The 24,340-nt window shown below is 68.6% G+C and carries 29 protein-coding genes; 22 read left to right on the top strand and 7 right to left on the bottom strand.

The annotated features are described in order from the left end of the window. Positions 1-92: 92 nt before the first annotated feature. The 7 genes from ACFPN9_RS14890 (at position 93) to ACFPN9_RS14860 (ending at position 6,691) form a co-directional block, all read left to right on the top strand. Positions 93-854: a FadR/GntR family transcriptional regulator gene (locus ACFPN9_RS14890; protein WP_066717629.1), complete on the top strand. Its 762-nt coding sequence runs from the start codon at positions 93-95 to the stop codon at positions 852-854. A gap of 179 nt (positions 855-1,033) precedes the next feature. Then, a complete protein-coding gene (locus ACFPN9_RS14885) occupies positions 1,034-2,005 on the top strand; it encodes a 2-hydroxyacid dehydrogenase (RefSeq protein ID WP_066717626.1) in 972 nt (323 codons plus the stop codon). Next, a complete protein-coding gene (locus ACFPN9_RS14880) occupies positions 1,990-2,808 on the top strand; it encodes an AprI/Inh family metalloprotease inhibitor (RefSeq protein WP_156446426.1) in 819 nt (272 codons plus the stop codon). The genes ACFPN9_RS14885 and ACFPN9_RS14880 overlap by 16 nt, the downstream gene beginning before the upstream one ends. Positions 2,809-2,929: 121 nt before the next feature. Further along, positions 2,930-3,829: a tellurite resistance TerB family protein gene (locus ACFPN9_RS14875; protein WP_377817213.1), complete on the top strand. Its 900-nt coding sequence runs from the start codon at positions 2,930-2,932 to the stop codon at positions 3,827-3,829. Between the two features lie 243 nt (positions 3,830-4,072). Then, positions 4,073-4,963 (top strand): UbiA family prenyltransferase, encoded by an 891-nt coding sequence (locus ACFPN9_RS14870; protein ID WP_066717617.1) that lies wholly within the window; start codon positions 4,073-4,075, stop codon positions 4,961-4,963. Next, positions 4,960-6,273, top strand: coding sequence for an FAD-binding oxidoreductase (locus ACFPN9_RS14865; RefSeq protein WP_066717614.1), 1,314 nt, complete (start codon positions 4,960-4,962; stop codon positions 6,271-6,273). Before ACFPN9_RS14870 ends, ACFPN9_RS14865 begins: the two co-directional genes overlap by 4 nt. Before the next feature lie 121 nt (positions 6,274-6,394). Further along, positions 6,395-6,691, top strand: coding sequence for a hypothetical protein (locus tag ACFPN9_RS14860; RefSeq protein ID WP_066717611.1), 297 nt, complete (start codon positions 6,395-6,397; stop codon positions 6,689-6,691). A gap of 125 nt (positions 6,692-6,816) precedes the next feature. Here ACFPN9_RS14860 and ACFPN9_RS14855 read toward each other — a convergent pair whose 3' ends face one another. Continuing rightward, a complete protein-coding gene (locus ACFPN9_RS14855) occupies positions 6,817-7,422 on the bottom strand; it encodes an FMN-dependent NADH-azoreductase (protein ID WP_066717607.1) in 606 nt (201 codons plus the stop codon). 114 nt (positions 7,423-7,536) lie between these two features. Between ACFPN9_RS14855 and ACFPN9_RS14850 the strand changes: the two genes are divergently transcribed. The 3 genes from ACFPN9_RS14850 to ACFPN9_RS14840 all read left to right on the top strand — a co-directional run bounded on the left by ACFPN9_RS14850 (position 7,537) and on the right by ACFPN9_RS14840 (position 9,999). Beyond that, positions 7,537-8,520: a LysR family transcriptional regulator gene (locus tag ACFPN9_RS14850; protein WP_082733274.1), complete on the top strand. Its 984-nt coding sequence runs from the start codon at positions 7,537-7,539 to the stop codon at positions 8,518-8,520. A 79-nt stretch (positions 8,521-8,599) separates the two neighbouring features. After that, positions 8,600-9,208, top strand: coding sequence for a glutathione S-transferase family protein (locus ACFPN9_RS14845; RefSeq protein ID WP_066717605.1), 609 nt, complete (start codon positions 8,600-8,602; stop codon positions 9,206-9,208). A 176-nt stretch (positions 9,209-9,384) separates the two neighbouring features. Beyond that, positions 9,385-9,999: a GNAT family N-acetyltransferase gene (locus ACFPN9_RS14840; RefSeq protein ID WP_066717602.1), complete on the top strand. Its 615-nt coding sequence runs from the start codon at positions 9,385-9,387 to the stop codon at positions 9,997-9,999. A 4-nt stretch (positions 10,000-10,003) separates the two neighbouring features. Here the strand turns inward: ACFPN9_RS14840 and ACFPN9_RS14835 are convergent, their stop codons facing one another. After that, complete coding sequence (locus ACFPN9_RS14835; RefSeq protein WP_245282295.1) at positions 10,004-10,702, bottom strand: AprI/Inh family metalloprotease inhibitor; 699 nt, start codon at positions 10,700-10,702, stop codon at positions 10,004-10,006. A 207-nt stretch (positions 10,703-10,909) separates the two neighbouring features. On the opposite strand from ACFPN9_RS14835, the gene ACFPN9_RS14830 reads away from it, so the two are divergent. Then, the gene (locus ACFPN9_RS14830; RefSeq protein WP_066717599.1) at positions 10,910-11,329 is read left to right on the top strand and encodes a RidA family protein; all 420 of its coding nucleotides are present in this window, start codon (positions 10,910-10,912) and stop codon (positions 11,327-11,329) included. A gap of 12 nt (positions 11,330-11,341) precedes the next feature. Here the strand turns inward: ACFPN9_RS14830 and ACFPN9_RS14825 are convergent, their stop codons facing one another. Further along, positions 11,342-12,229 (bottom strand): DMT family transporter, encoded by an 888-nt coding sequence (locus ACFPN9_RS14825; RefSeq protein WP_197426528.1) that lies wholly within the window; start codon positions 12,227-12,229, stop codon positions 11,342-11,344. 205 nt (positions 12,230-12,434) lie between these two features. Between ACFPN9_RS14825 and ACFPN9_RS14820 the strand changes: the two genes are divergently transcribed. Both ACFPN9_RS14820 and obgE read left to right on the top strand, forming a co-directional pair. After that, a complete protein-coding gene (locus ACFPN9_RS14820) occupies positions 12,435-13,301 on the top strand; it encodes a LysR family transcriptional regulator (protein WP_066717594.1) in 867 nt (288 codons plus the stop codon). A 54-nt stretch (positions 13,302-13,355) separates the two neighbouring features. Further along, a complete protein-coding gene (obgE, locus tag ACFPN9_RS14815; protein ID WP_066717592.1) occupies positions 13,356-14,399 on the top strand; it encodes a GTPase ObgE in 1,044 nt (347 codons plus the stop codon). Positions 14,400-14,417: 18 nt separating this feature from the next. Here obgE and ACFPN9_RS14810 read toward each other — a convergent pair whose 3' ends face one another. After that, positions 14,418-14,627, bottom strand: a complete 210-nt coding sequence (locus ACFPN9_RS14810) for a hypothetical protein (protein WP_066717591.1) — start codon at positions 14,625-14,627, stop codon at positions 14,418-14,420. Between the two features lie 291 nt (positions 14,628-14,918). Between ACFPN9_RS14810 and ykgO the strand changes: the two genes are divergently transcribed. The 8 genes from ykgO to ACFPN9_RS14770 all read left to right on the top strand — a co-directional run bounded on the left by ykgO (position 14,919) and on the right by ACFPN9_RS14770 (position 20,551). Beyond that, positions 14,919-15,044 carry a type B 50S ribosomal protein L36 gene (gene ykgO, locus ACFPN9_RS14805; RefSeq protein WP_038363015.1) on the top strand — a complete coding sequence of 42 codons (126 nt, stop codon included), beginning with the start codon at positions 14,919-14,921 and terminating at the stop codon, positions 15,042-15,044. Between the two features lie 144 nt (positions 15,045-15,188). Next, positions 15,189-15,851 carry a tetratricopeptide repeat protein gene (locus ACFPN9_RS14800; RefSeq protein ID WP_197431927.1) on the top strand — a complete coding sequence of 221 codons (663 nt, stop codon included), beginning with the start codon at positions 15,189-15,191 and terminating at the stop codon, positions 15,849-15,851. Positions 15,852-15,876: 25 nt separating this feature from the next. Further along, on the top strand, positions 15,877-16,893 hold the full coding sequence (locus tag ACFPN9_RS14795) for an alpha/beta fold hydrolase (protein WP_066717586.1): 1,017 nt from the start codon (positions 15,877-15,879) through the stop codon (positions 16,891-16,893). A 151-nt stretch (positions 16,894-17,044) separates the two neighbouring features. After that, positions 17,045-17,305, top strand: coding sequence for a DUF4212 domain-containing protein (locus tag ACFPN9_RS14790; RefSeq protein ID WP_066717584.1), 261 nt, complete (start codon positions 17,045-17,047; stop codon positions 17,303-17,305). 14 nt (positions 17,306-17,319) lie between these two features. Continuing rightward, positions 17,320-19,275, top strand: a complete 1,956-nt coding sequence (locus ACFPN9_RS14785; RefSeq protein ID WP_066717580.1) for a sodium:solute symporter family protein — start codon at positions 17,320-17,322, stop codon at positions 19,273-19,275. Positions 19,276-19,433: 158 nt separating this feature from the next. Beyond that, positions 19,434-19,757 carry a YggT family protein gene (locus ACFPN9_RS14780; protein WP_066717577.1) on the top strand — a complete coding sequence of 108 codons (324 nt, stop codon included), beginning with the start codon at positions 19,434-19,436 and terminating at the stop codon, positions 19,755-19,757. After that, complete coding sequence (locus ACFPN9_RS14775) at positions 19,754-20,101, top strand: hypothetical protein (protein WP_066717573.1); 348 nt, start codon at positions 19,754-19,756, stop codon at positions 20,099-20,101. The genes ACFPN9_RS14780 and ACFPN9_RS14775 overlap by 4 nt, the downstream gene beginning before the upstream one ends. A gap of 84 nt (positions 20,102-20,185) precedes the next feature. Further along, positions 20,186-20,551, top strand: a complete 366-nt coding sequence (locus tag ACFPN9_RS14770) for a hypothetical protein (RefSeq protein WP_066717570.1) — start codon at positions 20,186-20,188, stop codon at positions 20,549-20,551. On the opposite strand, the gene pyk is transcribed toward ACFPN9_RS14770, so the two are convergent. Genes pyk through ACFPN9_RS14755 form a run of 3 tightly spaced genes read right to left on the bottom strand, consistent with a single transcriptional unit; the run spans position 20,552 to position 23,723 of the window. Then, positions 20,552-21,991 carry a pyruvate kinase gene (gene pyk, locus ACFPN9_RS14765; RefSeq protein WP_066717568.1) on the bottom strand — a complete coding sequence of 480 codons (1,440 nt, stop codon included), beginning with the start codon at positions 21,989-21,991 and terminating at the stop codon, positions 20,552-20,554. It lies immediately after the preceding gene. 12 nt (positions 21,992-22,003) lie between these two features. Continuing rightward, positions 22,004-22,447 carry a DUF1036 domain-containing protein gene (locus ACFPN9_RS14760; protein WP_066717566.1) on the bottom strand — a complete coding sequence of 148 codons (444 nt, stop codon included), beginning with the start codon at positions 22,445-22,447 and terminating at the stop codon, positions 22,004-22,006. Between the two features lies 1 nt (position 22,448). Next, positions 22,449-23,723 (bottom strand): glycerate kinase type-2 family protein, encoded by a 1,275-nt coding sequence (locus ACFPN9_RS14755; RefSeq protein ID WP_066717659.1) that lies wholly within the window; start codon positions 23,721-23,723, stop codon positions 22,449-22,451. Between the two features lie 289 nt (positions 23,724-24,012). Here ACFPN9_RS14755 and ACFPN9_RS14750 point away from each other — a divergent pair, with 289 nt between their 5' ends. Continuing rightward, positions 24,013-24,255: a DUF2312 domain-containing protein gene (locus ACFPN9_RS14750; RefSeq protein WP_066717565.1), complete on the top strand. Its 243-nt coding sequence runs from the start codon at positions 24,013-24,015 to the stop codon at positions 24,253-24,255. Positions 24,256-24,340: the final 85 nt, after the last annotated feature.

Here is a 24,340-nt window from a genome sequence, read left to right as displayed (position 1 = left end):
GTCGCTTGCACCGGCCTTCATCTGCGATAAAGTCATACCATACATGCAGGCGTGTCAAGCGCCGGACCCGGGGGAGGAGGAGGAGCCTGACGATGAGGGTGCGCGACTATTCGCGGCCGACCACGCTCAACCCGGACCGACTCTTCGGTCAGGTCGCGCAGAAGCTTGCCGTCGCCATCATCACAGGGGCCGTCAAGGCCGGCGAAGTGCTGCCCGACGAGGACGATCTGCGGGGCGACATCTCGGTCTCGCGCACCGCCTATCGCGAGGCGGTGAAGGTGCTCACGGCCAAGGGGCTGGTCGAGGCGCGGCCCAAGAGCGGCACGCGCGCCGCACCGCGCGAGAGCTGGAATCTGCTCGATCCCGATGTGCTGGCCTGGCATTTCGAAGCCGACCCGAACGAAAAATTCATCCGCGATCTCTTCGAGTTGCGGCGTTTCGCCGAGCCCGCGGCAGCGCGGCTGGCGGCGCAGCGGCGCACCCCGGCCGACATCGCGCGGATCGAGGCCGCCTATCGCGGCATGGCCGAGAATCAGCCCTATGACGACGTCACGATCCGGGCCGACCTCGCCTTTCACGAGGCGGTCTTCGCGGCCTCCCACAATGCCACGCTGATGTGCCTCTCCAGCGCCGTCGCGGCCACGCTGCAATGGTCGCTGCTGCTGAAATCGATCGACGACCGCGAGTTCTTCGTCGCCTCGCTGGTCGATCACGAGCGTGTCCTGGATGCGATCGTCCAGCGCGACGGCGAACTCGCGGCAGCCCGGATGAAGGCTCTGGTGATCGACAGTTTGAACACCACGCTGGCGATGCTGACGCCTCTTTCAGCGGCCGCCATTCAGAAAAGCGCGTGATTAAGTCATATTATAAATGCGTCCGCGCGACTTCCGCGGGTCGGTCCGGCGTGGTGGAATGGCCCATGGCTGGACAAGATCGACCGGGCATCCCATCGACCGCCGAGAAGCGCATTTAATCGATTCACCCGGACCCGATCAAGCCGCCCCTCCTCTCAGAAGCCTTTGGAAACGCTCCCATGACACGGCCAGACGCCACCCACATTCTGATGACCGGCCCGATGATGGCCTATGCGGCCGACCAGCTGAAGGCGCGCTTCACTGTGCACGAATATTGGAAGGCCGAGGACAAGGCGGCCTTCCTGCGCGAGGTCGCGGACAAGGTCCGCGGCATCGCCGGCGGCGGCCATGTCCGCATCGACGGGGCGCTGTTCGACGCGCTGCCGAAGCTCGAGATGATCGCCAATTTCGGCGTCGGCTACGACAATGTCGATGCCGCCGAGGCCGGACGCCGCGGCCTGGTCGTGTCGAACACGCCCGACGTTCTCACCGATGAGGTCGCCGATCTCGCCATCGGCCTGCTGATCGCAACCGTCCGCCAGTTGCCGCAGGTCGATCGGTATCTGCGCGAGGGCAAGTGGCTCAAGGCGCCCTATCCGCTGACCACCTCGCTGCGCAAGCGTAAGGTCGGCATCGTCGGCCTCGGCCGAATCGGCAAGGCCGTGGCGCAGCGCGTCGAGGCGTTCGGGCTGCCGGTCGTCTACCATGGCCGCTCGCGCCAGGCGGACGTCGCCTACCGCTACTACCCCTCGCTGGTCGAGATGGCGGCCGATGTCGACACGCTGATCTCGGTCGCCCCCGGCGGTGCCTCGACCCACCACATCATCAATGCGGAGGTGCTGAAGGCGCTGGGCCCCGACGGCATCCTGATCAATGTCGGCCGCGGCACCGTCGTCGACGAGCAGGCGCTGATCGCGGCGCTGCGCGACAAGACCATCCTTTCCGCCGGCCTCGATGTCTTCGAGGACGAGCCGCGCGTACCGGCCGAGCTGATCGCGATCGATCATGTCGTGCTTCTGCCGCATGTCGGCTCGGCCTCGGTCCACACCCGTGAACAGATGGGCCAGCTCGTCGTCGACAACCTCGTCTCCTGGTTCGAGGGCAAAGGTCCGCTGACGCCCGTCGCCGAGACGCCTTGGCCCAAGGGCTGAGCGGGTTGGCCGGCGGGCTGCGACGCGCGCTCGCCCTGGTCGGTCTGGCTCTCTGGGGCCAGGCCGCCGCGGCGCAGGCTCCGCCGCTGCCGCGCGGGGCGGACCGGGCCCCGGCCGCCATCGCATCCCTGCTCGGCGCCTGGACGCTCGAGCAGGTCGGCGCCCCGCGCCAATGCACGGTCACGCTGGGAGCGGAAGCCGCGGGACTGGGGCGCCAGATCCGCTTTCCCGCCACCTGCCGGCGCGCTCTGCCGATCCTCGACGGCGTCACCGCTTGGTCGCCGACGCCCGATGGCGGGATTTCGCTGAGCGATGCCGGCGGCAAGCCTGTCATCCGGTTCGGCCCCGCCGCAAGCACGCGCCGCCAGGGCCGCGGCTCCGATGGCAGGGACTACGCGCTCGACGCTGCCGGTTTCGCCCGCGCGGCGCCACGGTCTCCGCCGAGCCCCGCCGAAGCCGCGGCAACGGCCGCCCAGCGCCCGACCATCGTCGATCCCGCCAGGGCGCCCGCGCCAGACACGCTGCCCGGCCTCTATGCGCTGATGCGGCAGCCGGGCCGCGAAGCCTGCCGTCTTCGCCTCGCGCCTGCCGCCGAGGGGCGTCCTGCGACCGCGGGCTTCGAGGGGCAATGTGCGGATACCGGCATCACGATTTTCGATCCTGCCGGCTGGCGCTATGAGGCCGGCCGGTTGAGTCTGCTCGCGCGCAAGGGCCACAGCGTCGATCTGGTCTTCGAGGACGGCCTGTGGCGCAAGGACCCGGCCGTCGGCGCGCCGCTGATGCTGCGACGCCTCCAGCCCTGACATGGCTTGCGGCCGCGAACCGATGCCGCACTCCGGCACGGTCTCACTGGCGATCGGGCGACATCGTTCCTAGATGCGCTGCGGGCGCCCGAAACTCCGGCGCCGACCGGAGGAGAGCCCGATGTTCAACGCCAAGTCGCTTCTCGATGCCCTCGTCAGCGCCGGCACGCAGGCCGGCAAGCCCGGCGGCCAGGGCCAGACCGGATCGCTCGGGCAGATTCTCGGTGGGTTGGCCGGCAAGGTGCAGCAGGGCGGTGGCCTCGGTGGCCTCGCCGGGATGGCCGGGCAGATCCTGACCCAGGCCTCCCAGGGTGTCGGGGACGCCGCCCGCCAGACCGGCGTTCAGCAGAAGGCAGGCGACGTCGTCGGCCAGGTCACGGGCGGTCGCTCGGCGCAGGATGTGCTGGCCCAGGCCAAGGCGATGTTCGACAAGAACCCGGCGATGGCGACCGCCGTGCTCGGCGGCCTCGGCGCACTCGTCTTCGGCACCTCCAGCGGCCGGGCGGTGATCGGCTCCGCCGCCAGGCTCGGCGGCATGGCCCTGATCGGCGGCCTCGCCTACAAGGCCTATCAGAACTACCAGTCCGGCAAGCCGCTGCTCGAGGTCGGCAATCCCGAGCTCCTGCCGCCGCCGCGCGGCACCGGCTTTGAGTCGGAGGCCGCGAGCGAGGCCACCGCACTGCTCTTCATCCGGGCCATGATCGCCGCAGCCGCAGCCGACGGCGCCATCGACGCGGAGGAGCGCACCGCCATTCTCGGCGGCCTTCGCGAGGCGGGGTTCGATCAGGAAGCCAATGAATGGCTGGAGGGCGAGATGGCCAGTCCGGCCTCGATCGAGGCGCTGGCCCAGGGCGCCCAGAGCCCCGAAGTCGCGGCACAGATCTACACGGCCGCGCGAATTGCCATCAATCCGGACACGCCGAAGGAGAAGGACTTCCTCGCCGGCCTGGCCGCGTCGCTCGGCCTCGACGCCGAACTTGTCGCGAATATCGACGTCGCGGCCAGCGCCGCCAAGGCCTGAAACGGGGCGGCCTGTTCTGCCTGAGCCCTGACGGGGCGCCGCAGAACGGCGCTGCCCCGTCAGGGCGCCGTTAAGCATCCGCGTCAAATCGCGGTCCGCCGTCACAGTCATCCACGGAGGTTTAGGATTTATCGGCGAGGAAGGCAGGCGCCAGAACGGCGTAAGGCTGCCTGATGCTCGCCCGGAACCGTCTTTCGGACCCGCCGGCTGCAGTAACGACGCGTGGGAGGGAAAGACGAGATCATGTCGGCGAAAGAGATGATCAGGGCGATGCGCCCGCATCACTGGCTCAAGAACGGGCTGGTCTTTGTTCCGATCCTCCTGAACCATGACGTGTTCGATGTTGCCGCGCTCGGCCACGGCGCCGTCGCGTTCCTTGCCTTCAGCCTGCTCGCCTCGGCCATCTACCTCCTGAACGACATCGTCGATGTCGAGGCCGACCGGCGCCACCCCACCAAATGCAAGCGGCCGCTCGCGGCCGGCGAAATCAGCGAGGCGCAGGCCTATGCAGCCGTGCCACTCCTGGTCATCACCTCTTTCGCGCTGTCGTGGCTCCTGCCCCGGCCTCAGCTCTTTGTGATGGCGCTCGGCGCCTATCTCGTCCTGGCGCTGGCCTATCTCTTCGTGCTCAAGCGCAAGCTGCTAGTCGATGTGCTCGGGCTCGCCGCGCTGCACACGCTGCGCATTCTCGCCGGCAACGCCGCAGCCGCCATCCCGCTCTCCTCATGGCTCCTCGCGTTTTCGATGTTCCTGTTCCTCAGCCTGGCTCTGGTGAAGCGTTATGCCGAGCTGCGCATCACGCAAGACCAGTCGGGCTTGAAGAAGGCCGGCCGCGGCTATCATGCGGAGGACATCGAGGCGCTGTCGCAGCTCGGCATGGCCTCGGGCTGCACCTGCGCGCTGATCATGGCGCTTTATGTCGACAGCGCCGCCGTCAAGGAACTCTATCGCCATCCCGAGCTGATCTGGCTGATCTGCCCGATCATTCTCTACCAGATGGCGCGGATCTGGTTCCTCGCCCGTCGCGGCCAGGTGCCGGACGATCCGCTGGTGTTCATGATCCGCGACTGGCGCAGCCAGGTCACCGGCGCGGCCGTCGTCGTGATCATGATCGCAGCGACCCTGCTCCCGTGACCGCCCCGCGCCCCGCGCCCGGCTCCTGGGGCGGCCTGCGCGCGCGCGACAGCCGCCTGCTTCAGCCCGACGCCTGGATCGCCGAGCCCGCACCGCAAGACGGCGCCGTGCTCGCCTATGGCAACGGCCGATCCTATGGCGATTCCTGCCTGAACGACGGCGGGCGGCTGATTCTGACCCGCAGCCTCGACCGCATCCTCGCCTTCGATCGCGAGAGCGGTGTCGTGACCTGCGAGGCCGGCGTCCTGCTCGACGACCTGTTGAACGTCGTGGTGCCGGCCGGCTGGTTCCCGCCCGTCACGCCGGGAACCTGCTTCGTCACCATCGGCGGCGCCCTCGCCAACGATGTCCACGGCAAGAATCACCATCGCGCCGGCACCTTCGGCCGCCATGTCCGCGCCTTCGAACTCGTCCGCTCGGACGGGCAGCGCCTGACCTGTGCGCCCGACCTCAACACGGATCTCTTCGCCGCTACCATCGGCGGCATGGGGCTCACCGGGCTCGTCACGCAGGTGACGCTCCAGCTCATGCCGGTCGCCTCGGCGCAGATGCGGCAGGAAGCGATCCGCTTCGGCGGGCTCGACGACTTCTTCGCCATCGCGGCCGCATCCGACGCGACGCATGACTACACCGTCGCCTGGATCGATTCGCTCGCATCGGGGCGTGATTTCGGCCGCGGCGTCTTCTTCCGCGCCAATCACGCCCCGGCTTCGGAAGACCCTGAGCCCCGCCCGACACGCCGCCTGACTTTTCCCATCCAGCCGCCGATCCCTTTGATCAACGGGCTGACGCTGCGCGCCTTCAACTGGCTCTACCGGGCCGCCCAGCCGCGCTCGCCCGAGCCGCGCCGCATTCCCTACCGCCCCTTCTTCTATCCGCTGGACCGCGTCGCCCACTGGAACCGCGCCTACGGCCCGGGGGGCTTGCGCCAGTTCCAGTGCGCGATTCCGATGGCACACGCCCGGCAGGCCGTGGAGGAGATGCTGCGCCGAACGCTCGCGGCGGGCGAAGCCTCCTTCCTGACCGTACTGAAGCTCTTCGGCGACGTGCCCTCGCCCGGGATGATGTCCTTCCCCATCGCGGGGGCGACCCTGACGCTGGACTTCCCCAACCGCGGCGCCCGCACCGAGCGCCTGCTCGCTGAACTGGATGCCGTGACTCTCGCGGCCGGCGGGCGCGTCAACCCCTACAAGGATGCGCGGATGTCGCCTGCGACCTTCGCGGCCTCCTTCCCGCATTGGCGCGACTTCTCCGCCCATGTCGACCCGGGTTTCTCGTCGAGCTTCTGGCGCCGCGTCACGGCCGGCTGAGATCACGCCGGCGCCGACGGGAAAAAATGCGACCTCGCCTTGAACCTCCCCGCCACCGGCCGCGACCAAGAGGCATGGAGGGCGAATGGTTCGCTCCCGAAGCCTCAGGGAGACCCTGACGATGACCCGCTTCAAGATGATCGCGACCGGCACCCTCGCCGCGCTGACCCTCGCCACCACGCTCGCCGCCACGTCCGCCGAAGCGCGCCCGCGCTACTGGGGTTACGGCCGCGGCCCGGCCATCGGCGCCGGCATCGTGGGCGCGATCGCCGCCGGTGCGCTGGTCGCCGCCGCCACCCGCCCGGCCTATGCTCACGGCTACTACGGCTACGCCCCGGTGCGCCAGTGCGACATGGTCGAGCGCATCAACCGCTATGGCGAGGTCGTCGGCTACCGCCGCGTCTGCGGCTACTACTGATCCGGCCTTCCCGGGGCCCAGGAACCCCGGGCGTGCCGCCTCCACCGTTTCGAGACCTCCCGATACGACTTGGGCTCCCCGGTGATCCGGAGAGCCCTTTTTCTTTGGCGCTCGCGGCAGCCGCGTCAGGCGACGCGGGCGAGCTCCGCCTTGGCGTCGTTGATCGCCTGTTCGCGCGCTTCCGGTCCATAACCGAGCTTTTCGGCACGAACGAAGGTGACATCCTTGATGCCGATGAAGCCCAGCATCGTGCGCAGATGCGGCTCCTGCGAATCCAGCGCCTGGGTCGGGCCGGAGGAGTAGAGGCCGCCGCGGCTCTCGACGACGATGGCGCGCTTGCCTTCGAGCAGGCCGACCGGGCCGCTCTCGCCATATTTGAAGGTCACGCCGGCCCGCAGCACATGGTCGAACCAGGATTTCAGCGTCGAGGGGATGCCGAAATTATACATCGGTGCGCCGATGATCAGGGTGTCGGCCGCCTTCAGCTCGGCGACGAGCGAGTCCGAGAGGGCCTTCGCGGCACGCTGCGCGTCGTTGGCCGGCTCCGCGCCACGGATCGCCGCCGTGGAATCGATCGTGAGATGCGGCACCGGGTTGGCGCCGAGATCGCGCTCGACCACGACCAGCGCCGGGTCGGCGGCACGCAGGCGGGCGACCGTCTCGTCGATGAGCTGCTTCGAGACCGAAGCCGCACCGGCGGCACTGCTGTTGATGACGAGAAGATGGGACATGGTGCTTGATCCTGCAACCGGGAACGGGTTCGATGCCGTCGATGTAGCGGCACGCGTCCAGCAACGGAATGCCCGCTCTGCGCACCAGACTGTTGCATTGCGAGGAACGCCCTCATGTCCGAGCTCGACGACATCCGCAGCTTCGTCGCCGTGGTCGAGAGCGGCGGCTTCGGGCGTGCCGGGCAGCGGCTCGGCCTGTCCAAGTCGATCATCAGCCGCCGCATCGCGAGGCTCGAGGCCGACCTCGGCACGCGCCTGCTGAGCCGCACGACGCGCGGCATTGCCGCCACCGAGGCGGGGCTCGAATTCAAGGCGCGCGGCGAGCGCATCCTGGCCGATCTGGCCGAGGCCCGGGATGCGGTGGCGCAGCAGTCAGGCGGGGTCGTCGGGCGGCTGCGCCTGTCGATGCCACTCACCTTCGGCAACCGCCATGTCGCGCCGATCCTGGGCGAACTCGCCCGGCGCCATCCCGGCCTCGAACTCGATGTCGAAGCCAGCGACCGCTATGTCGACCTGATCGGCGAGCGCTTCGACGCCGCCATCCGCATCGGCACGCTGAAGGATTCGAGCCTGATCGCCCGCAGGATCGCGCCGATCCACGGCGTCATCCTGGCGAGCCCGGCCTATCTCGCTGCGCGGGGGCGGCCCGCCACGCCGGCCGACCTCGCCGGCCATGACTGCCTGCTCTACACCGGCACCAGCCAGCCGGATTGGACCTTCCGGGTCGGCCGGCGTCGCGTCTCGGTGCGACCCGCCGGGCGCTTGCGCTCCGATAGCGGCGAGACGCTGATGGAGTGGGCCAAGGCCGGGCTCGGCATCGTGCAGTTGCCGACCTTCATCGCGAGCGACGCCATTCGCGACGGCGCGCTGGAGCCGCTGCTCTGGGAGTTCCCGCTACAGGAACACGCCCTCTTCGTCGTGCGGCCGCCAGGAGCCTATGTGCCGGGCAAGGTCCGCGTGCTGATCGACCTGCTGGTCGAGCGCTTCGGCGGCGCGCCCTACTGGGACCCCTGCCAGGCCGCGGCGCGCGAGCGCGGCGTCACGCTCGGCTTTACGCCCGAGTTCGAGGATGAGGCGGAGGCCCATCAGCCGGCGTGATCGGCCCCATCACCCGATTTCGCGTGGCTCGATGGCGCTGAGCCGGCACTCTGCGGGTCCGATTCTGAGGAGGCCGCCCATGCTGCTCGTGGGAATGCTCGACAGCCCCTATGTCCGCCGCGCCGCGGTCACGGGCACACTGCTCGGACTGGAGTTCGAGCACCGCTCGGTCTCGGTGCTGCGGCACATGGACGAGTTTCGGACCATCAACCCGCTGATCAAGGCACCGACCCTGATCGCGGACGATGGCACGGTAATCGCCGAATCCCTGCTGATCATCCAGCATTTCGAGGATCTCGCCGGCCGCTCGCTGCGCCCGGTCGAGGCGAGCGCCCGCACGCGAGACCTCTCGCTGACCGGCATCGGCATCGTCGCGGCGGAGAAGGCGGTCGCCATGGGATATGAGCACAGACGGCCCGAGGACCGGCGCGACGCCGTCTGGCAGGAGCGCATCCTGTCCCAGCTCCACACCGCGCTGGACCAGCTTGATGCAGCGGCGGGCCGGGGCGAGCTGACCGACGGCCCGGAACTGCTGCCGAGCGACCTCGCCGCGGCGATCGCGTGGGGCTATTGCCGCTTCGCGCTCCCCGATGTTGTTCCGGCCGAGCGCTGGCCGGCGCTGGCGGAGCAGGCCGCCGCCTGCGAGACCCTCGACGTCTTCAGGCAGTGGCCGATCGATCGGGAATAGGGCTCCCGATCGACCAAATCGGCGTCTTGACGTTCATCATGCCGAAAATTGCTGCATCGGGGCCGCTCGCGCCCCCTTGCAATCGGGCGCAACAGACGCATCTTCCGAAACGAGTTAGGGAAGAATCGCCTCCTGGTCGGTCCCGCGCATCCAGCGCTGACAACAGGAGATGACAATTGGCTCGTTCCAGCAAGGCCGGCACCACGACCGGCCATGGCGAAGTCCGTCGGCTCTGGCCCGCGGAACGCGACCTCTTCAAGGCCCATCTGCTGCGGCTCGACGAGGTCACCCGCCGCGAGCGCTTCGGCACCGCGGTGAATGACGATTTTCTCGAGAACTACGCGGTCACCACCTTCGGCGTCGGCGGGCTCGTCTATGCCTATATCGAGGATGGCGCGGTGCGCGGCGCGGCCGAGCTGCGCGGTCTCGAGGACATCATGGCCCAGACCGGCGAGGCCGCCTTCAGCGTCGAGCGCGACTGGCGTCGGCGCGGCATCGGCGGAACGCTCTTCGGCCGGCTGATCACCGCCGCGCGCAACCGCAGCATCCGCACGCTCTACATGACGTGCCTGCCCGAGAACGCGGCGATGCGCCGTCTCGCCCGCAAGTTCGAGGCCGATCTCGCCGGCGGCTATGCCGATGTCGAGGGCGTGATCGCCACCGGCGGACCGACTCCCTTCACCATCCTCGACGAGGCGCTCGACACGGCCCGCGGCTTCGCCGCGATGGCACTGTCGTTTCAGCGGCGCTTCTGGCGGCCGGCCTTGTTCGGCCGCTCGGCCGGCGCCTGACCGCTCAGCGGCTGAGCGAGAGCGCCGCGCCCGACTTGGTGACGGCGCCGTCCATGGCGCCACCACCGCTGGTGCGCAGCCGCGCCACCACTGTTCCGCCCTGCTGATAGAGATAGACCTCGCCATCGCGGTAGTCCCAGGCCGTCACCTTCTGCAGGTCACGGTTGGAGCAGCCGGCAGCGCTGGCGCGATAGAGATCGAGCGCCGGCGCACTGGAGAGCTGGACGCGGCAGGACCCGCCGGTGGCCTCGCGCGCCGTCCAGTTGCCGATCACCCCGTCGCGCGAGGTCACGGCGGGCCGGGCGGCATTGCTGCCGGCGCCGAGCGTCGCGACCTGCCCGCCACCGCCGCGCAGCGTCGGAACATCCGTGGCCTGCGGCGCCGCGGGAGCCGTCGGCGTCGACTGCGGCATGCCGGGAGCGGCGGGCGACGGGCTGTAATAGGGGTCCTGCGGCGGCGGCAGCGCACCGGGCTGGCCTACCGCAGGCGCAGAAGCGACAGGATAGCCTCCCGGAGGCGGCAGCGGCTCCGAGATCACTGGTGCCGAGCTGATCGCCGGGGCCGGCGGCAGACTCGGCTGCCCGTAGGATTGCGGCGCGCCGCCGACGAAGCGCTGCGAGCCGGCGCAGGCGGTCAGCGCCAACAGCGGGAGCAGTCCGGCGGCCTTGAGGGTCATGGCCATGGTCGCGGTCTTCTTGGTCATGAGGCGTCGGTTCCGATCGATCGTGCGGTGCAGGCAGGCGAACGCGTCGCAGGAAATGGTTGAATCCTAGATCATTCCCGTGAACGTCACATGAGTATGATCGTGCCGGGCGTCCATAGCCCAGCCGACCTGGTTTGCGAACCCGCCGCGCGCGCTCCGGTTCCCGTTCGTCACCCGATCGGATCCCGCGGCCACAGGAGAGACCGGATGACGTCCCCCCCTTCGCCCGCGCCTGCCGCGTCGCTTCGGCCCCTGCTGCCGACCACGATCGCGCCGCCCTTCGCGCGCTACAGCCACGGCATCGCCGTGCCGGCCGGCCATCGGCTCGTCGCCTGCTCGGGCCAGCTCGGCATGGCCCGCGATGGCTCGATCCCCGAGGATGCCCGGGCGCAGGCCGATCTCTGCTTCGCGAACATCGGCGCGATCCTGGCCGAGGCCGGCATGACGCTGGCCGACATCGTGCGCCTCAACGCCTATGTCACCGACCGCGCCCATATGAAGGGCTACATGGAGTCGCGCGACGCCCATGTCGGCACGCCGCCGCCCGCCTCGACGTTGATGATCGTCTCGGGCTTCACCCTCCCGGCCTTCAAGGTCGAGATCGAGGTGCTGGCGGCGGCGCTCTAGCGGCGCGCGCTTTCAGCCCTTGCGGACCATCAGCACCGCCGCGAGGATCGCGACGCCCCCGAAGGCCTGCGCGGGAGAGGGCTGCTCGCCGAAGATCGCCCAGGCGGCGAGCACCGACACCAGCGCCGGCCAGACCATGACGAGCGAGGCCGCGCTGGCGCCGTACTGGCCGAGCGAGAGCGTGATCAGCCCCTGGCCCAGCGCGTGGGAAACGAGGCCGAGCGCGATCACCGCGAGCCAGCCCTGCAGGCTGGACGGCAGGATCGCCTCGCCCAGCGCCAGCGCGGCGACGAGGCAGAAGACCGCGCAGATCGCGCTGGAGATCAGGCTGATGCGGCCCGCATCGACCCCATTCCGGGCGCGGCGCACGGCCATGATGTAGGCGGCGTAGGACAGCGCGGCACCGACCGCCAGGCTATCGCCGAACAGGCTGCCGGGCACAGCCGCCGAAGTGGCTGTCAATTTGGGCAGCACCAGCATCAGCGCGCCGCCGATGGCCAGCGCCAGCGCGCCGAGGATGCGCCGGCTCGGACGCTCGGCGAAGAGCAGCCAGCCGCCCAGCACCACCGCGACCGGCGAGAGATTGCCGAGCAGCGAGGCGTTGGCGATCGTCGTGAAGCCGAGCGCGGCGTTGTAGAGGACGACGTCGACGCCGAAGGCGAGACCGGCGAGCACGATCGGCAGCAGCGCGGCGGAGGTCGCGGCCGGCTGGCCGGGACGACGCCGCTCCAGCCCCGTCCAGAGCGCGAGCACCGGCAGGGCGAAGATCATCCGCCAGAACCCGGCCGCCGCCGGCCCGACATCGGCGAAGCGCACGAACACGCCCGAGAAGCCGATGCAGGTCGCCCCTGTGAGCAGCGCGACGAACATCGCAAGCGCTGGCGCGGTCGGGGCGGGCATGACGGTCGCCGGGGTGGACATGGGTGGGCTTTCGAGAGGTTTGGATCCGACCTTCGCGTCATCCCGGAGTTCCGCTTCGCTCCATCCGGGATCACGCGAGGTTCGAGCGGTTCGATGGATCATCGTCCTACCCCGCTTCTATCCATCGGAAAAACGGATTATTCTGATTTAACCATTCTTAAAATCGATCGACGGAGATCGCGCCATGTCCACGCATTTCGATCTGGCGGCGCTCGACATGCTGGTAGCGGTGGTCGAGAGCGGCGGCTTCACCGCAGCGGGCGTGCGGCTCGGACGCACGCAATCGGCGATTTCGGTCCGCATCCAGGATCTCGAGACCCAGCTCGGCCACAGGCTGCTCGAACGCTCGCGCCGCGGCGTGGTCCCGACGCCGGCCGGCGAGCGGCTGCTCGCCCATGCGCGGCGCCTGCTGGCCATCCAGCGCGAGGCGCTCGATGATCTCGGCGGCAGCAGCGCCTCGGGTCGGCTGCGGATCGGGATTCCGGACGACTATGTCGACGCGTTCCTGCGGCCGCTGATCGCACGCTTCGCCGCCGAGCATCCCCGGGTCGAGCTGGAACTCCATTGCGACCTCTCGAAGCGGATCGAACCCGCCGTCGCGGCCGGCGAGTTCGACCTCGGGGTCGTGACGCAGGACCCGCGACGCCCTGTCGGCGATGTTGTCAGGCGCGAGCCGGTCGTCTGGATCGCGGCGCGCGGGCACCGGCCGGAACTGCAGGAGCCCCTGCCGCTGGCGCTGTTCTCGGAGGGCTGCCGGGTCCGCCCGCGCCTGCTCGCGGCGCTGGCCGAGGCCCGCAAGGATCATCGCCTCGTCTTCTCCTGCTCGCACACCTCGGGCATGCTCTCGGCGGTCGAAGCGGGCTTCTGCGTCACCGCCGTCACCGAGAGCGCCGTGCCGCCGACCGCGCGACGGCTCGGCCCGGTCGAGGGCCTGCCGGCGCTGTTCGAGCTCTCGGTCGGGCTGATCATGGGCCCGCAGCCGGGGCTGGCGGCACGCCGCTTCGCCGATGCGCTGCGCGAGGAGATGGCGGCACCGCGGCTCGCAGCGTGAGGCTGTCGCCGGCGCCGCATTGCCCTTTCCCCCTGCGAACACTACTGAGAGCCCATGAAATTCCTCGACCAGGCCAAGATCTATGTGAAGGCGGGAGATGGCGGCGCCGGCTGCGTCTCCTTCCGTCGCGAGAAGTTCATCGAGTTCGGCGGGCCCAATGGTGGCGACGGCGGGCGCGGCGGCGACATCGTGATCGAATGCGTGCAGGGCCTGAACACCCTGATCGACTTCCGCTTCCAGCAGCATTTCAAGGCGAAGATCGGCGGCCACGGCATGGGCGCCGATCGCCATGGCGCCAATGGCGAGACCAAGGTGCTCAAGGTCCCGCCCGGAACCCAGGTCTTCGACGAGGATGGCGAAACGCTGATCGCCGACCTGACCGAGCCTGGCCAGCGCTTCGTCCTGTGCAAGGGCGGCAATGGCGGCTTCGGCAACGCCTATTTCAAGACATCGACCAACCAGGCGCCGCGCCATGCCAATCCCGGCCTGCCTGGCGAGGAGCGCTGGGTCTGGCTGCGGCTGAAGCTGATCGCCGATGCCGGACTGATCGGCCTGCCCAACGCCGGCAAGTCGACCTTTCTGGCGACCGTGACCGCCGCCAAGCCCAAGATCGCCGACTACCCCTTCACCACGCTGCATCCGGGACTGGGCGTGGTGCGGGTCGATGGGCGCGAGATGGTGCTGGCCGATATTCCGGGCCTGATCGAGGGCGCGCATGAGGGCCATGGCCTCGGCGACCGCTTCCTCGGCCATGTCGAGCGCTGCCGCGTGCTGCTCCACCTCGTCGAGGGCACCAGCGAGCATGCCGGCAAGGCCTACAAGACCGTGCGCAAAGAACTCAGTCTCTATGGCGAAGGGTTGGACGAGAAGCCGGAGATCGTGGCGCTGTCCAAGGCCGACGCGCTCTCGCCGGAACTGCTCAAGGAGCAGGTCGCGCGGCTGAAGCGCGCCGCCAAGCGGATGCCGATCGTGCTGTCATCGGCATCGGGCGAGGGCGTGGAAGCGGCGCTGCGCGCGCTCTTCAGCCATGTCGAGCAGGCCCGCAAGGACGAGGACGCTCAGAACGCCCCCGTCGAGGAAACCGGCTGGCACCCCTGAGGCCGCCAGCCGTCTGGCTCAGCGCGTCGCGCGGCGCGTTTCGCGCACGACGGCCGGTGCGGTGATGGCGCCGGCCGCACCGCCGACGACTGCGCCCACCGGGCCTGCGACGATGGCACCCGTGCCGGCGCCGGCCGCGGCACCGCCGATGCGCTGTTCCGTCGTGTTGCCGCAGGCGCCGAGCGCGATCGAAGCGGCAGCGAGCATACCGATGGTCGAGATCTTCATGATGCTATCCCCAGGATGATGGTGAGCCGGAACGCGGCGATCACGACCTTGGTTCCGCCCCTCCACCGTGAACGGTGAGGGAAACGAGAGAACGACCCCCGCTTTTCCTGACCGCTCTCGCCATCCGCCCTTGCGATCTCCGAAAAATCCGTATACAGCCGGCATCGCATCAGCCGCACCATTCGCGTGGTCGATGAGGGCTCGCTTCGGCCCGCGTCGCTTATCTTGTTTTGGCAGGTTCCGTTTTGACCGGTTCGCCCCTCGACAGAGCGGATCGATGGAGTTGAGATTATGAAGATCCGCAATTCGCTGAAGTCGCTGCGCGCCCGTCACCGCGACAACCAGCTCGTGCGCCGCAAGGGCCGCGTCTACATCATCAACAAGGTCCAGAAGCGCTTCAAGGCGCGCCAGGGCTGAGGCCTCGGCGGGCTTGCGCCCGCCCTCGGCCCATCCTGCGAAGATCGCAAAGCGGGACGCCCTCGGGCGCGCCCGCTTTTTGCGTTGGCGGGTCGCCGCTCCGTGAATTGACCTGCCCGTGGCCGCGGCTAGACTGACGCGATGATGATCGCGCGCTCGCTTACGGCCGCCGCCCTTCTCGTTGCGCTGGTGGCCGCTCCCTCGCTGGCTGATGCCCAGGCACCGGTCCCATCGGAGCAGCCCGCCCCGCCGCAGCGGCCGGGTGCTGTCGCCCCCTCCGACCGGGACGACAATCCCGCGGCCTCCACCGGCCCCTCGCGCGCACCTGCTGCGACGCTCGACAAGCTCTTCGAGCGGCTGGCCGCCGCGACCTCGCCCGAGGAAGCAAAGGGTATCGCCAATCTGATCCAGCGCCGCTGGGCGCGCTCCGGCTCCTCGACAGCCGACCTGCTGATGACGCGGGCCCAGACCGCAATGAAGGAAAAACGCCTCGAATTGGCGATCGAACTGCTCGATCGCGTGATTAGCCTGGAGCCGGACTGGGCGGAAGGCTGGAACCAGCGGGCGAACGCGCTCTTTCTCGCCGGCGATCCGATCCGCTCCATGCTCGACATCGGCGAGACGCTGAAGCGCGAGCCGCGCCATTACGGTGCGATGATGGGGCTGGGCACGATCCTGCGCCAGCAGGGCGACGACAAACGCGCCATGGTCGCCTATCGCCGCGCGCTGGAAATCTATCCGCAGCTCGAGCCGGTGAAGAACGCCGTCGATTCGCTCAAGACCCAAGTCGACGGTCGCGACGCCTGAGTCCACAGCAGAACCACGACGGGCTGTGGCGCGTATCCGCATCATGCTGATCCGCTCCCTGCTCGTCATCGCCGTTCTCGCCATCGCCGGCCTGATCCTCTGGTCCGAATGGCTCGGCGCCCAGGCAGCCCGCCGCTACCCGCCGACCGGCAGCTTCGTCTCCTTCGACTCCGGCCGCCTGCATTACCGCGAGCGCCGCCCGGACGGGCCCTCCCGCGGCACGGTCGTGCTGATCCACGGCGCCTCCTCCAGCCATGCCGACATGCTGGCGACGCTGGGGCCGGAACTCGCCCATTACCGTCTCGTCGCCTTCGATCGGCCGGGCCATGGCTGGAGCGACCGGCTCGACGGCGATACGATGGCCGACCCGGCCCGCCAGGCGGAGGCCCTGATGCGCGCCATCGACGCCGTGGTGCCGGAACGCTTCGTCCTCGTCGCCCATTCCCTCGGCGGCGCCGCCTCGACACGGATGGCTCTGGACCATCCCGATCGCCTGCGCGGCCTTGTGCTGCTTGGCGCCGTGACCCATCCTTGGCCCGGTGGCATCGCCTGGTATCACCATCTGACAGTCTGGCCGGTGATCGGCCCGCTCTTTACCCGGCTCGTCGGCGTGCCGGCGGCGAGCAACCTGCTCGAAGGCGGGGCGGAAAGCGTTTTCGCGCCGCGGCCTGTCACGCCCGGCTATCTCGATGCGGCGCAGATCGCGCTGCTGCTGCGCCCGGCGACCTTCCGCGCCAACTCCCAGGACATTGCCGCAACGCTGGATTTCGTCACCGCCCAGGCGCCGCGCTACCGCGACCTGCAGGTGCCGGTGATCGCCATCACCGGCGACAGCGACGCCATCGTCTCGCCGGTGATCCACTCGGCCGCGATCGCGCGGCAGGCGCCGCAGGGGCGTTTCGTGCTGCTGCCGGGCGTCGGGCACATGCCGCATCATGCGGCGCCGGAGATCGTCGCCGCGGCCGTCGATGAACTCTCGACGTCCCGTTCCGGCCTGGCGGCCCTGCCGGCCGCGACAGCTCCCCGAGGCCCTTACGACTAAGGGTATAAGACTTTTGTCGCCCTTCTCGGAAACCTTGGTTTCCGCCACGTTACCGGGCGCTCTAGTCAACAAAACCGACGTAACGATGCCGGCCCCGCGCTCCCAGGCACGGGGTGGAAGACGTATTCGCGCGTCACAACGGGGGAACGCCATGCCACCAGATGACAAAGTCAAAGCCCACTGGGCCGAAACCCAGCGCCTCACCTATATCATGCTCGGCGTCTGGGCCTTTTTTGCCTTCTTCATCCACATGTTCGCCGTCGTGCTCAACGGCGTGAAGATCGCCGGCTTCCCGATGGGCTTCTACATGGCGGCCCAGGGTTCCCTGATCGTATTCGTGCTCCAGCTCTTCTGGTTCGCCAAGGCCCAGGACAAGGTGGATCGCAAGTACGGCATGGCCGAAGACGATTGAGGGGGAACGGATCCATGTCTGCAGGAGCTCAGAAGGGCGACTTCACCTCGAATCTCGGCCGCATCTACGGTGTCTATACAGGCGGCTTTGTCGCCTTTGTCGTTTTCATCGGCGTGCTGGAGCGTGCCGGCGTCCCCAACCACATTCTCGGTTATCTCTTCGTCGCCTTCACCATCGGCGTCTATGCTGCGATCGGCATCATGTCGCGCACCATGCAGGTCGACGAATACTACGTCGCCGGCCGCAAGGTACCGTCCTTCTACAACGGCATGGCCACGGCGGCGGACTGGATGTCGGCGGCCTCCTTCATCGGCATGGCCGGCACGCTCTATCTGCTCGGCTATGACGGTCTCGCCTTCATCCTCGGCTGGACCGGCGGCTATGTGCTGGTGGCGACGCTGATCGCGCCCTATCTGCGCAAGTTCGGCTGCTACACCGTGCCGGACTTCCTGGCGTTCCGCTTCGGCGGCAACGCGGCGCGCATCGCCGGCATCGTCGTGCTGATGAGCTGCTCCTTCACCTATGTGGTGGCGCAGATCGTCGGCACCGGCCTGATCGGCGCACGCCTGCTGGGCATGAGCTTCGAACTGGCGGTCTTCGTCGGCCTCGTCGGCATCCTGGTCTGCTCGATGCTGGGCGGCATGCGCGCCGTCACCTGGACGCAGGTCGCGCAGTACATCGTGCTGATCGTCGCCTATCTCATCCCGGTGATCATCCTCTCGACCCAGAAGTTCGGCATCCCGATTCCGCAGCTCACCTACGGCCAGGTTCTTTCCGAGATCCAGACCAAGGAAGCGGCGCTCGGCGTCTCGGCGGCGGCCTCGCATGTCGTGCCCTTCGCCCGCTACGACCCCCTGAACTTCTTCGCGCTCGTGCTCTGCCTGATGGTCGGCACGGCGTCGCTGCCCCACGTGCTGATGCGCTACTTCACCACGCCCTCCGTGCGTGAGGCGCGCTCCTCCGTCGCTTGGACCCTGCTGTTCATCTTCATCCTGTACTTCACGGCGCCGGCCTATGCCGCCTTCGCGAAGCTCGAGGTGTTCGAGAACGTCATCGGCAAGCCGCTCGCGCAGCTGCCGGGCTGGGTCTACACCTATGGCAAGATCGGACTCGTCCAAATCTGCGGCACCAACGCCGTCGATGTCGCGACCATCACCGCGGCCTGCGGCAAGATCGCCGGGCATACCGGCATCCTGCAACTCGCCAACTTCTCGATCCAGGCGGACGCGATCGTCATCGCCACGCCCGAGATCGCGGGCCTGCCCTATGTCGTCTCCGGCCTCGTCGCCGCCGGCGGCCTCGCTGCGGCGCTCTCGACCGCCGACGGCCTGCTGCTGGCGATCGCCAACGCGCTCTCGCACGACGTCTACGCCCGGATGATCAACAAGGACGCGCCGGTGGCGAGGAAGCTCATCATCGCCCGCGTCATCCTGGTCGCCGTCGCGCTGGTTGCCGCGTGGGTGGCCTCGGGACGTCCTGCCGACATCGTCGCGATGGTGGCCTGGGCCTTCTCGCTGGCGGCGGCCGGTCTCTTCCCGGCGCTGGTCATGGGCATCTGGTCGAAGAAGACCACCGCGGCCGCGGCCGTGGCAGGCATCTGGGCCGGCTTCCTGACGACGCTCGTCTACCTCGTCGTGACCCGCTATTTCCCGGGCTTCGGCGTCAACGTGCTCGGCATGTACTCGAACGTGAACCCGGTCACCGGAGCCGCGCTCGTCGACATCGCCAAGCTCAAGGCCGAGCAGCCGCAGATCTTCCAGCAGGGCTGGGTGGCGATCAGCCACCCGCTGGCCTCGAAGGTCGGCTACTTCAACGTCGCCAACATCTCGGCCGGCCTGTTCGGCATGCCGATCGGCTTCCTGACGATGTACATTGTCTCGAAGTTCACCACGGCGCCGACGAAGGAGCTTCAGGACTTCATCGACCGGATCCGCCAGCCCCGCGGCGATACGGTCATGGTCGAGAAATAAGACCGGGCCGCGGGCGCCTGCCCGCGGCTCCTGAGAGATCGGGGGCGGACGACAGTCCGCCCCCTTTTTCATGAGGCAGGCCTATGCGGAAGCTTGCCTGACAAGCCGATGTCGGGCACAGGCTCGACGGATCTCGACACAGCAAGGACCCATCCTGAATGGCCGATGTCGACAGCCAGGGCCTGTTCTGGCTCTACCAGGCTCCCAACCTCGCCCTCGCCGCGCTGATGTACACGCTGCTCGGCCGTTTCCTGCTGTCGCTGGTCTTTCCGGACGACAGCGAGAAGGTGATCTGGCGGACCTTCCGGCAGATCACGCAGCCGGTGATCGAAGCGGTGCGGATCGTCACTCCCGCCGCGGTGCATGAGCGGATTCTGGTCCTGCTCGCCTTCGTCTGGCTGCTCTTCATCCGCATGCTGGTCTTCGTCGGCTTCGCCGCCGCCGGCTGGCTGCCCGCGATCACGGGAGTCGCCAAGCCATGACCGATGATCGCGAGGATATTCTGCGCCGCGACGGCATCATCATCGGCATCGCCGGGACGTCGCTCCTCAACGGCATGCATTTCTCGGCCTGGTTCGACCCGGCCTATATCCTGATGAAGCAGTTCGCGCCCGGCTTCTTCATCACGTCACCGCTGCTGGTGTTCTACTTCACCTCGCTCTTTCTCTCGGCCCTGACGCTGGCTTTCGGCGGCATTCCGGCGGCGATCTACGAGCGCAGCAAGGGCGAAGCGTCCAGCAGCACCACCTCGATGTGGATCTGGTTCGGCGCCATCGTGCTGCTGACGATCCCGACATTGTTGCAGATGACGGCGCGCCCGGCCTGAGGCGACAGCGAGCCGCTCACGCGGTTTTGTGATGCGCATCGGGGCGCGACCGCTCTAGCCTTTCGTCAATGGAAGGGCCCTGGCATGGATCCGGCGCGGGTGCGCGAACTGGCATTGTTGTCCGTCTCCCGCGGCTGCGGTTTCGTCGGCCTCGCCATCATCTGCTTCATGATCGGGTTGGCGGGCTATCCGCAGGTCGCCATGCAGACGGGCGCCGTCCTGATGATGGGAACGGCCGCCTTTCTCGTGCTGAAGGCGGATATCGCGCCTCGCAAACCCTATAAGCGAACGGAGGTCTGGGTGTTGCTGCCCCCGACCGAAAGGCCGCGCGCCGAATTCGCCCAACAGCTCATCGGCGGGACATTGCAGGAGGTCTACCGCCGGTTCGCACGATATTTCGGCATCGGCGGCACACTCTGCTTCCTCGGCTCCTTCGTCCTGCCCGGCTGATCAGGCCTTCTCGACATGCTCCTTCGCCACGAAGGCGATGCGCACCATATTGGTCGCGCCCGGCGTCCCGAAGGGCACGCCGGCGACGACGATGATGCGGTCGCCGAGCTTGGCGAACTTCTCGCGCACCGCGAACTTGCAGGCGCGCGAGGCCATGTCGTCGACGTCGCTGGCATCCTTCGTCACGACCGAATGCACGCCCCAGACCAGAGTGAGCTGCCGCGCCGTCGCGCGGTTCGGGGTCAGCGCGATCACGGTCGAGTTCGGCCGCTCCCGAGCAAGGCGGAAGGCCGTCGAGCCCGAGGAGGTCCAGGCCGCGATGGCCTTGAGGTTCAATGTGTCGGCGATCTCGTGCGAGGCCTTGGCGATGGCGTCTGCCCCCGTCGCCTCCGGCTCGGCGCGCTGTGCCTCGAGGATCGAGCGGTAGACCGATTCGCCCTCCACCTCCTCGGCGATGCGGTTCATCATCGTCACCGCCTCGATCGGGAACTGCCCGGCGGCGCTCTCGGCCGAGAGCATCACCGCGTCCGCACCCTCGAACACGGCGGTGGCCACGTCCGACACCTCGGCGCGGGTCGGCACTGGACTGGTGATCATGCTCTCCAGCATCTGGGTCGCCACGACCACGGGCTTGCCCATGCGCCGGCTCATCCGCGTGATGCGCTTCTGCGTGCCCGGCACCTTCTCCAGCGGCATCTCGACGCCGAGATCGCCGCGCGCGACCATGATCGCGTCGGACGCCTCGATGATCTCCTCCAACCGGTTCAACGCCTGGGGCTTCTCGATCTTGGCCAGGGCCAGCGCCCGCCCACGCACGATCTTGCGCAGATCGGCCATGTCCTCGGGGCGCTGCACGAAGGAGAGCGCGATCCAGTCGACCCCCGCCTCGGCCGCCGCTTCCGCATCGGAGCGGTCCTTCTCGGTCATGGCCGAAACCGCGATCGTGGTGTCCGGCAGACTGACGCCCTTGCGCGAGGACAGCCGCCCGCCGACGACGACGCGCGTCACCGCCTGCGTCTCGCTCGCTTTCTCGACGACGAGACGCAGCTTGCCGTCGTCCAGGATCAGCGTGTGGCCGGGCTCGAGCGCGGTCAGGATCTCGGGATGGGGCAGATGCACGCGTTTGACCGTGCCGGGCGTCGGGTCGGAATCGAGCGTGAAGCGGGCGCCGTTCTCCAGGGTCACGCCGCCATCGCCGCCGAAGGCGCCGACGCGCAGCTTCGGCCCCTGCAGATCGGCCAGGATGCCGACGGGGCGGCGGAACTGGCCTTCCAGCGCGCGCAGCATCGCGACCTTCTCGGGCAGCGTCTCGCGCTGGGTATGGCTCATATTGATGCGGAAGACGTCGACACCGGCCGCAAACAGCTTTGCGCACATCTCGGGCGTCGACGAGGCCGGACCCAGCGTGGCGATGATCTTGATGCGGCGCTCGCGCTTCATGGAAACATGTCCTCAGGGGCGGGCGGGGGCGCCGCCGGTGGTGTCGGTGAGCTGGATCGTCCAGCTCTTTTGTTCGCCGGTGTCGACCTCGAAAAAGCCGGCGCGCTCATAGCCGCGTGCCAGGCAGTCCTCGATGCCGCGAATCGTGAATTCCTTGTTGCGGGTGCACATGACGGACTTGCCGGTCCACTCGCCGCCGCGGTCGTAATCGACCGCATGGACATAATAGAACCGCGCCGCCAGCGTGCCGCGCAACAGGGTCTCGCAGGCCCGCGGCGCGATGTTCCACCAACCTTCCGTCGTCCAGCCCTGGGCATCGCGATATCCGATCGCGACGCCGACGCGGCTGCCCGTGGTGTTGCACATGCGCAGATCCGCTAGCGCAGGCGAGCTGCCAGCCAGCAGAGCGCCCGCGAGGAGCAGCAGACGCAGGGTGGAGGTCGAGGTCCGGCTCATCTCAGGGTTCGATCAGGATGACGCGGCAGTCATTGACGTTGGTGAGGGTCGGTCCGGTCCGCAACAGATCGCCCAGCGGCTCGAAGAAGCCGGTGGAATCGTTCTCCGCGAGGGATCGGGCGGGATCAAGGCCGAGCGCAGCGGCGCGCGCGAGCGTCGTCGCGTCGATCACGGCACCGGCCGGGTCGCTCGCCTCGCCGCCGCCGCCATCCGTGCCGTCGGTATCGCCCGAGAGCGCGACGATGCCGGGCGCCCCGCCGAGTGCGATCGCCAGCGCCAGCGCATATTCCTGGTTCGGCCCGCCACGGCCCTGCCCGCGCAGCGTCACGGTCAGTTCTCCGCCGGAGAGGATGGCAGCGCGTTTGCCCGCCTGTTTCAGGGACAAGGCCAGTTCCGCATGGCGCGACGCGACATCGCGTGCCTCGCCTTCCAAGTCGGCACCGAGATCATGGACGTGGTACCCGGCCGCGACCGCCGCGGCATGGGCAGCGGCGATCGCTTCTGACGGCCGGGCGATGATCCGGAACGTGCTGTTGGCAAAGGCGGGGTGGCCGGGCTTGGGTGTCTCGCTGGCGTCGTCTTCGAGCAGCGCCTTTGCCGCCGCCGGCAGGTCGAGACGGTAGCGCGCGACGATCTCCCGCGCCTGCGCCAGCGTCGTCGGATCCGGCACCGTCGGCCCTGAGGCGATCGCCGTCGGCTCGTCATTGGGAACATCCGAGATCGCGAGCGTCATGAGCCGGGCCGGAGCGGCCGCCAGCGCCAGCCGCCCGCCCTTGATCCGCGACAGGCGCTTGCGGACGATGTTCATCTCGCCGATCGGCGCACCCGAGCGCAGCAGCGCCTTGTTGACCCCCTGCTTCTCCGCCAGCGTGAGGGCACCGGCCGGCGCGACCCAGTTCGCCGAGCCGCCGCCCGACAGCAGCACCAGCACGAGGTCGTCGGCCGTCGCGGCGGCTGCCAGGTCCAGCGCGCGAGTGGCGCTGTCGATGCTGCCCTGATCCGGAACGGGGTGGCCGGCGGCGACCATCGGGATATGGCGGGTGGCGGTCTCGTAGCCGTGCCGCGCCACCGCATGGCCGAGAAGCCGCTCCGGCGGAAAGCCCGCATCGAGATAATGCGCCTCGGCCAGCGCGGTCATGCTGCCGGCCGCCTTGCCGGCCGCGAGCAGGATCAGCCGGCCCGTTTCGGGCGCGGGCGGAAGATGCGCCTTCAGGCAGCCCGATGGATGCGCCCGCGCCACCGCCGCGTCGAAGATCGCACGCGCGGTCGCGCGCATCCGCTGCTGGTGGTCGGCGTGCTTCAAGGCCCCCTCGTCTCCCCCGGTTCCGCGGGCCCTTCGGCCCGCTGGTATCATTGCCGAATCTTTTAAGTGCGCGTCGCGCCGCCGTCACCAGCGTTTTGCGGCAATAATCATACTTATCGTTAGGTCGGAGGCTTGCGCGGCCCCTTCCAGGCCACGCGGCTGTTGAGAGCGGCCCGCCGCCGGGCGCAGCCGGCTTGACGCCGGGGGCGGTGCGGTGCGAACCCTCCGGCCAAATCTCCCCATCACCGAGAAGGACATTCAGATGGACGATCCGATCGCGGGCGACCAGCTCAAGAGCATCGTGGAGCGCATCGAGCGTCTCGAGGAAGAGAAGAAGACCATCGCCGACGACATCAAGGAGGTCTATGCCGAGGCCAAGGGCAACGGCTACGACGTCAAGGTGCTGCGCAAGGTCATCGCCATCCGCAAGCGCGACGCCAATGAGCGCGCCGAGGAAGAGGCGATTCTCGATCTCTATCTCCAGGCCGTCGGCGAAAGCGCCTGAGCAACCGCCATCCGCGCGAATCGAAACGCCCGCCCCAGTCTCCCGGAGCGGGCGTTTTGCATTTGGAAAGCCGGCGCCGAGGCGA

Source organism: Allobosea massiliensis (assembly GCF_042655245.1).
Classification (GTDB): domain Bacteria; phylum Pseudomonadota; class Alphaproteobacteria; order Rhizobiales; family Beijerinckiaceae; genus Allobosea; species Allobosea massiliensis.
This window is presented reverse-complemented; position numbering and strand designations above follow the sequence as displayed.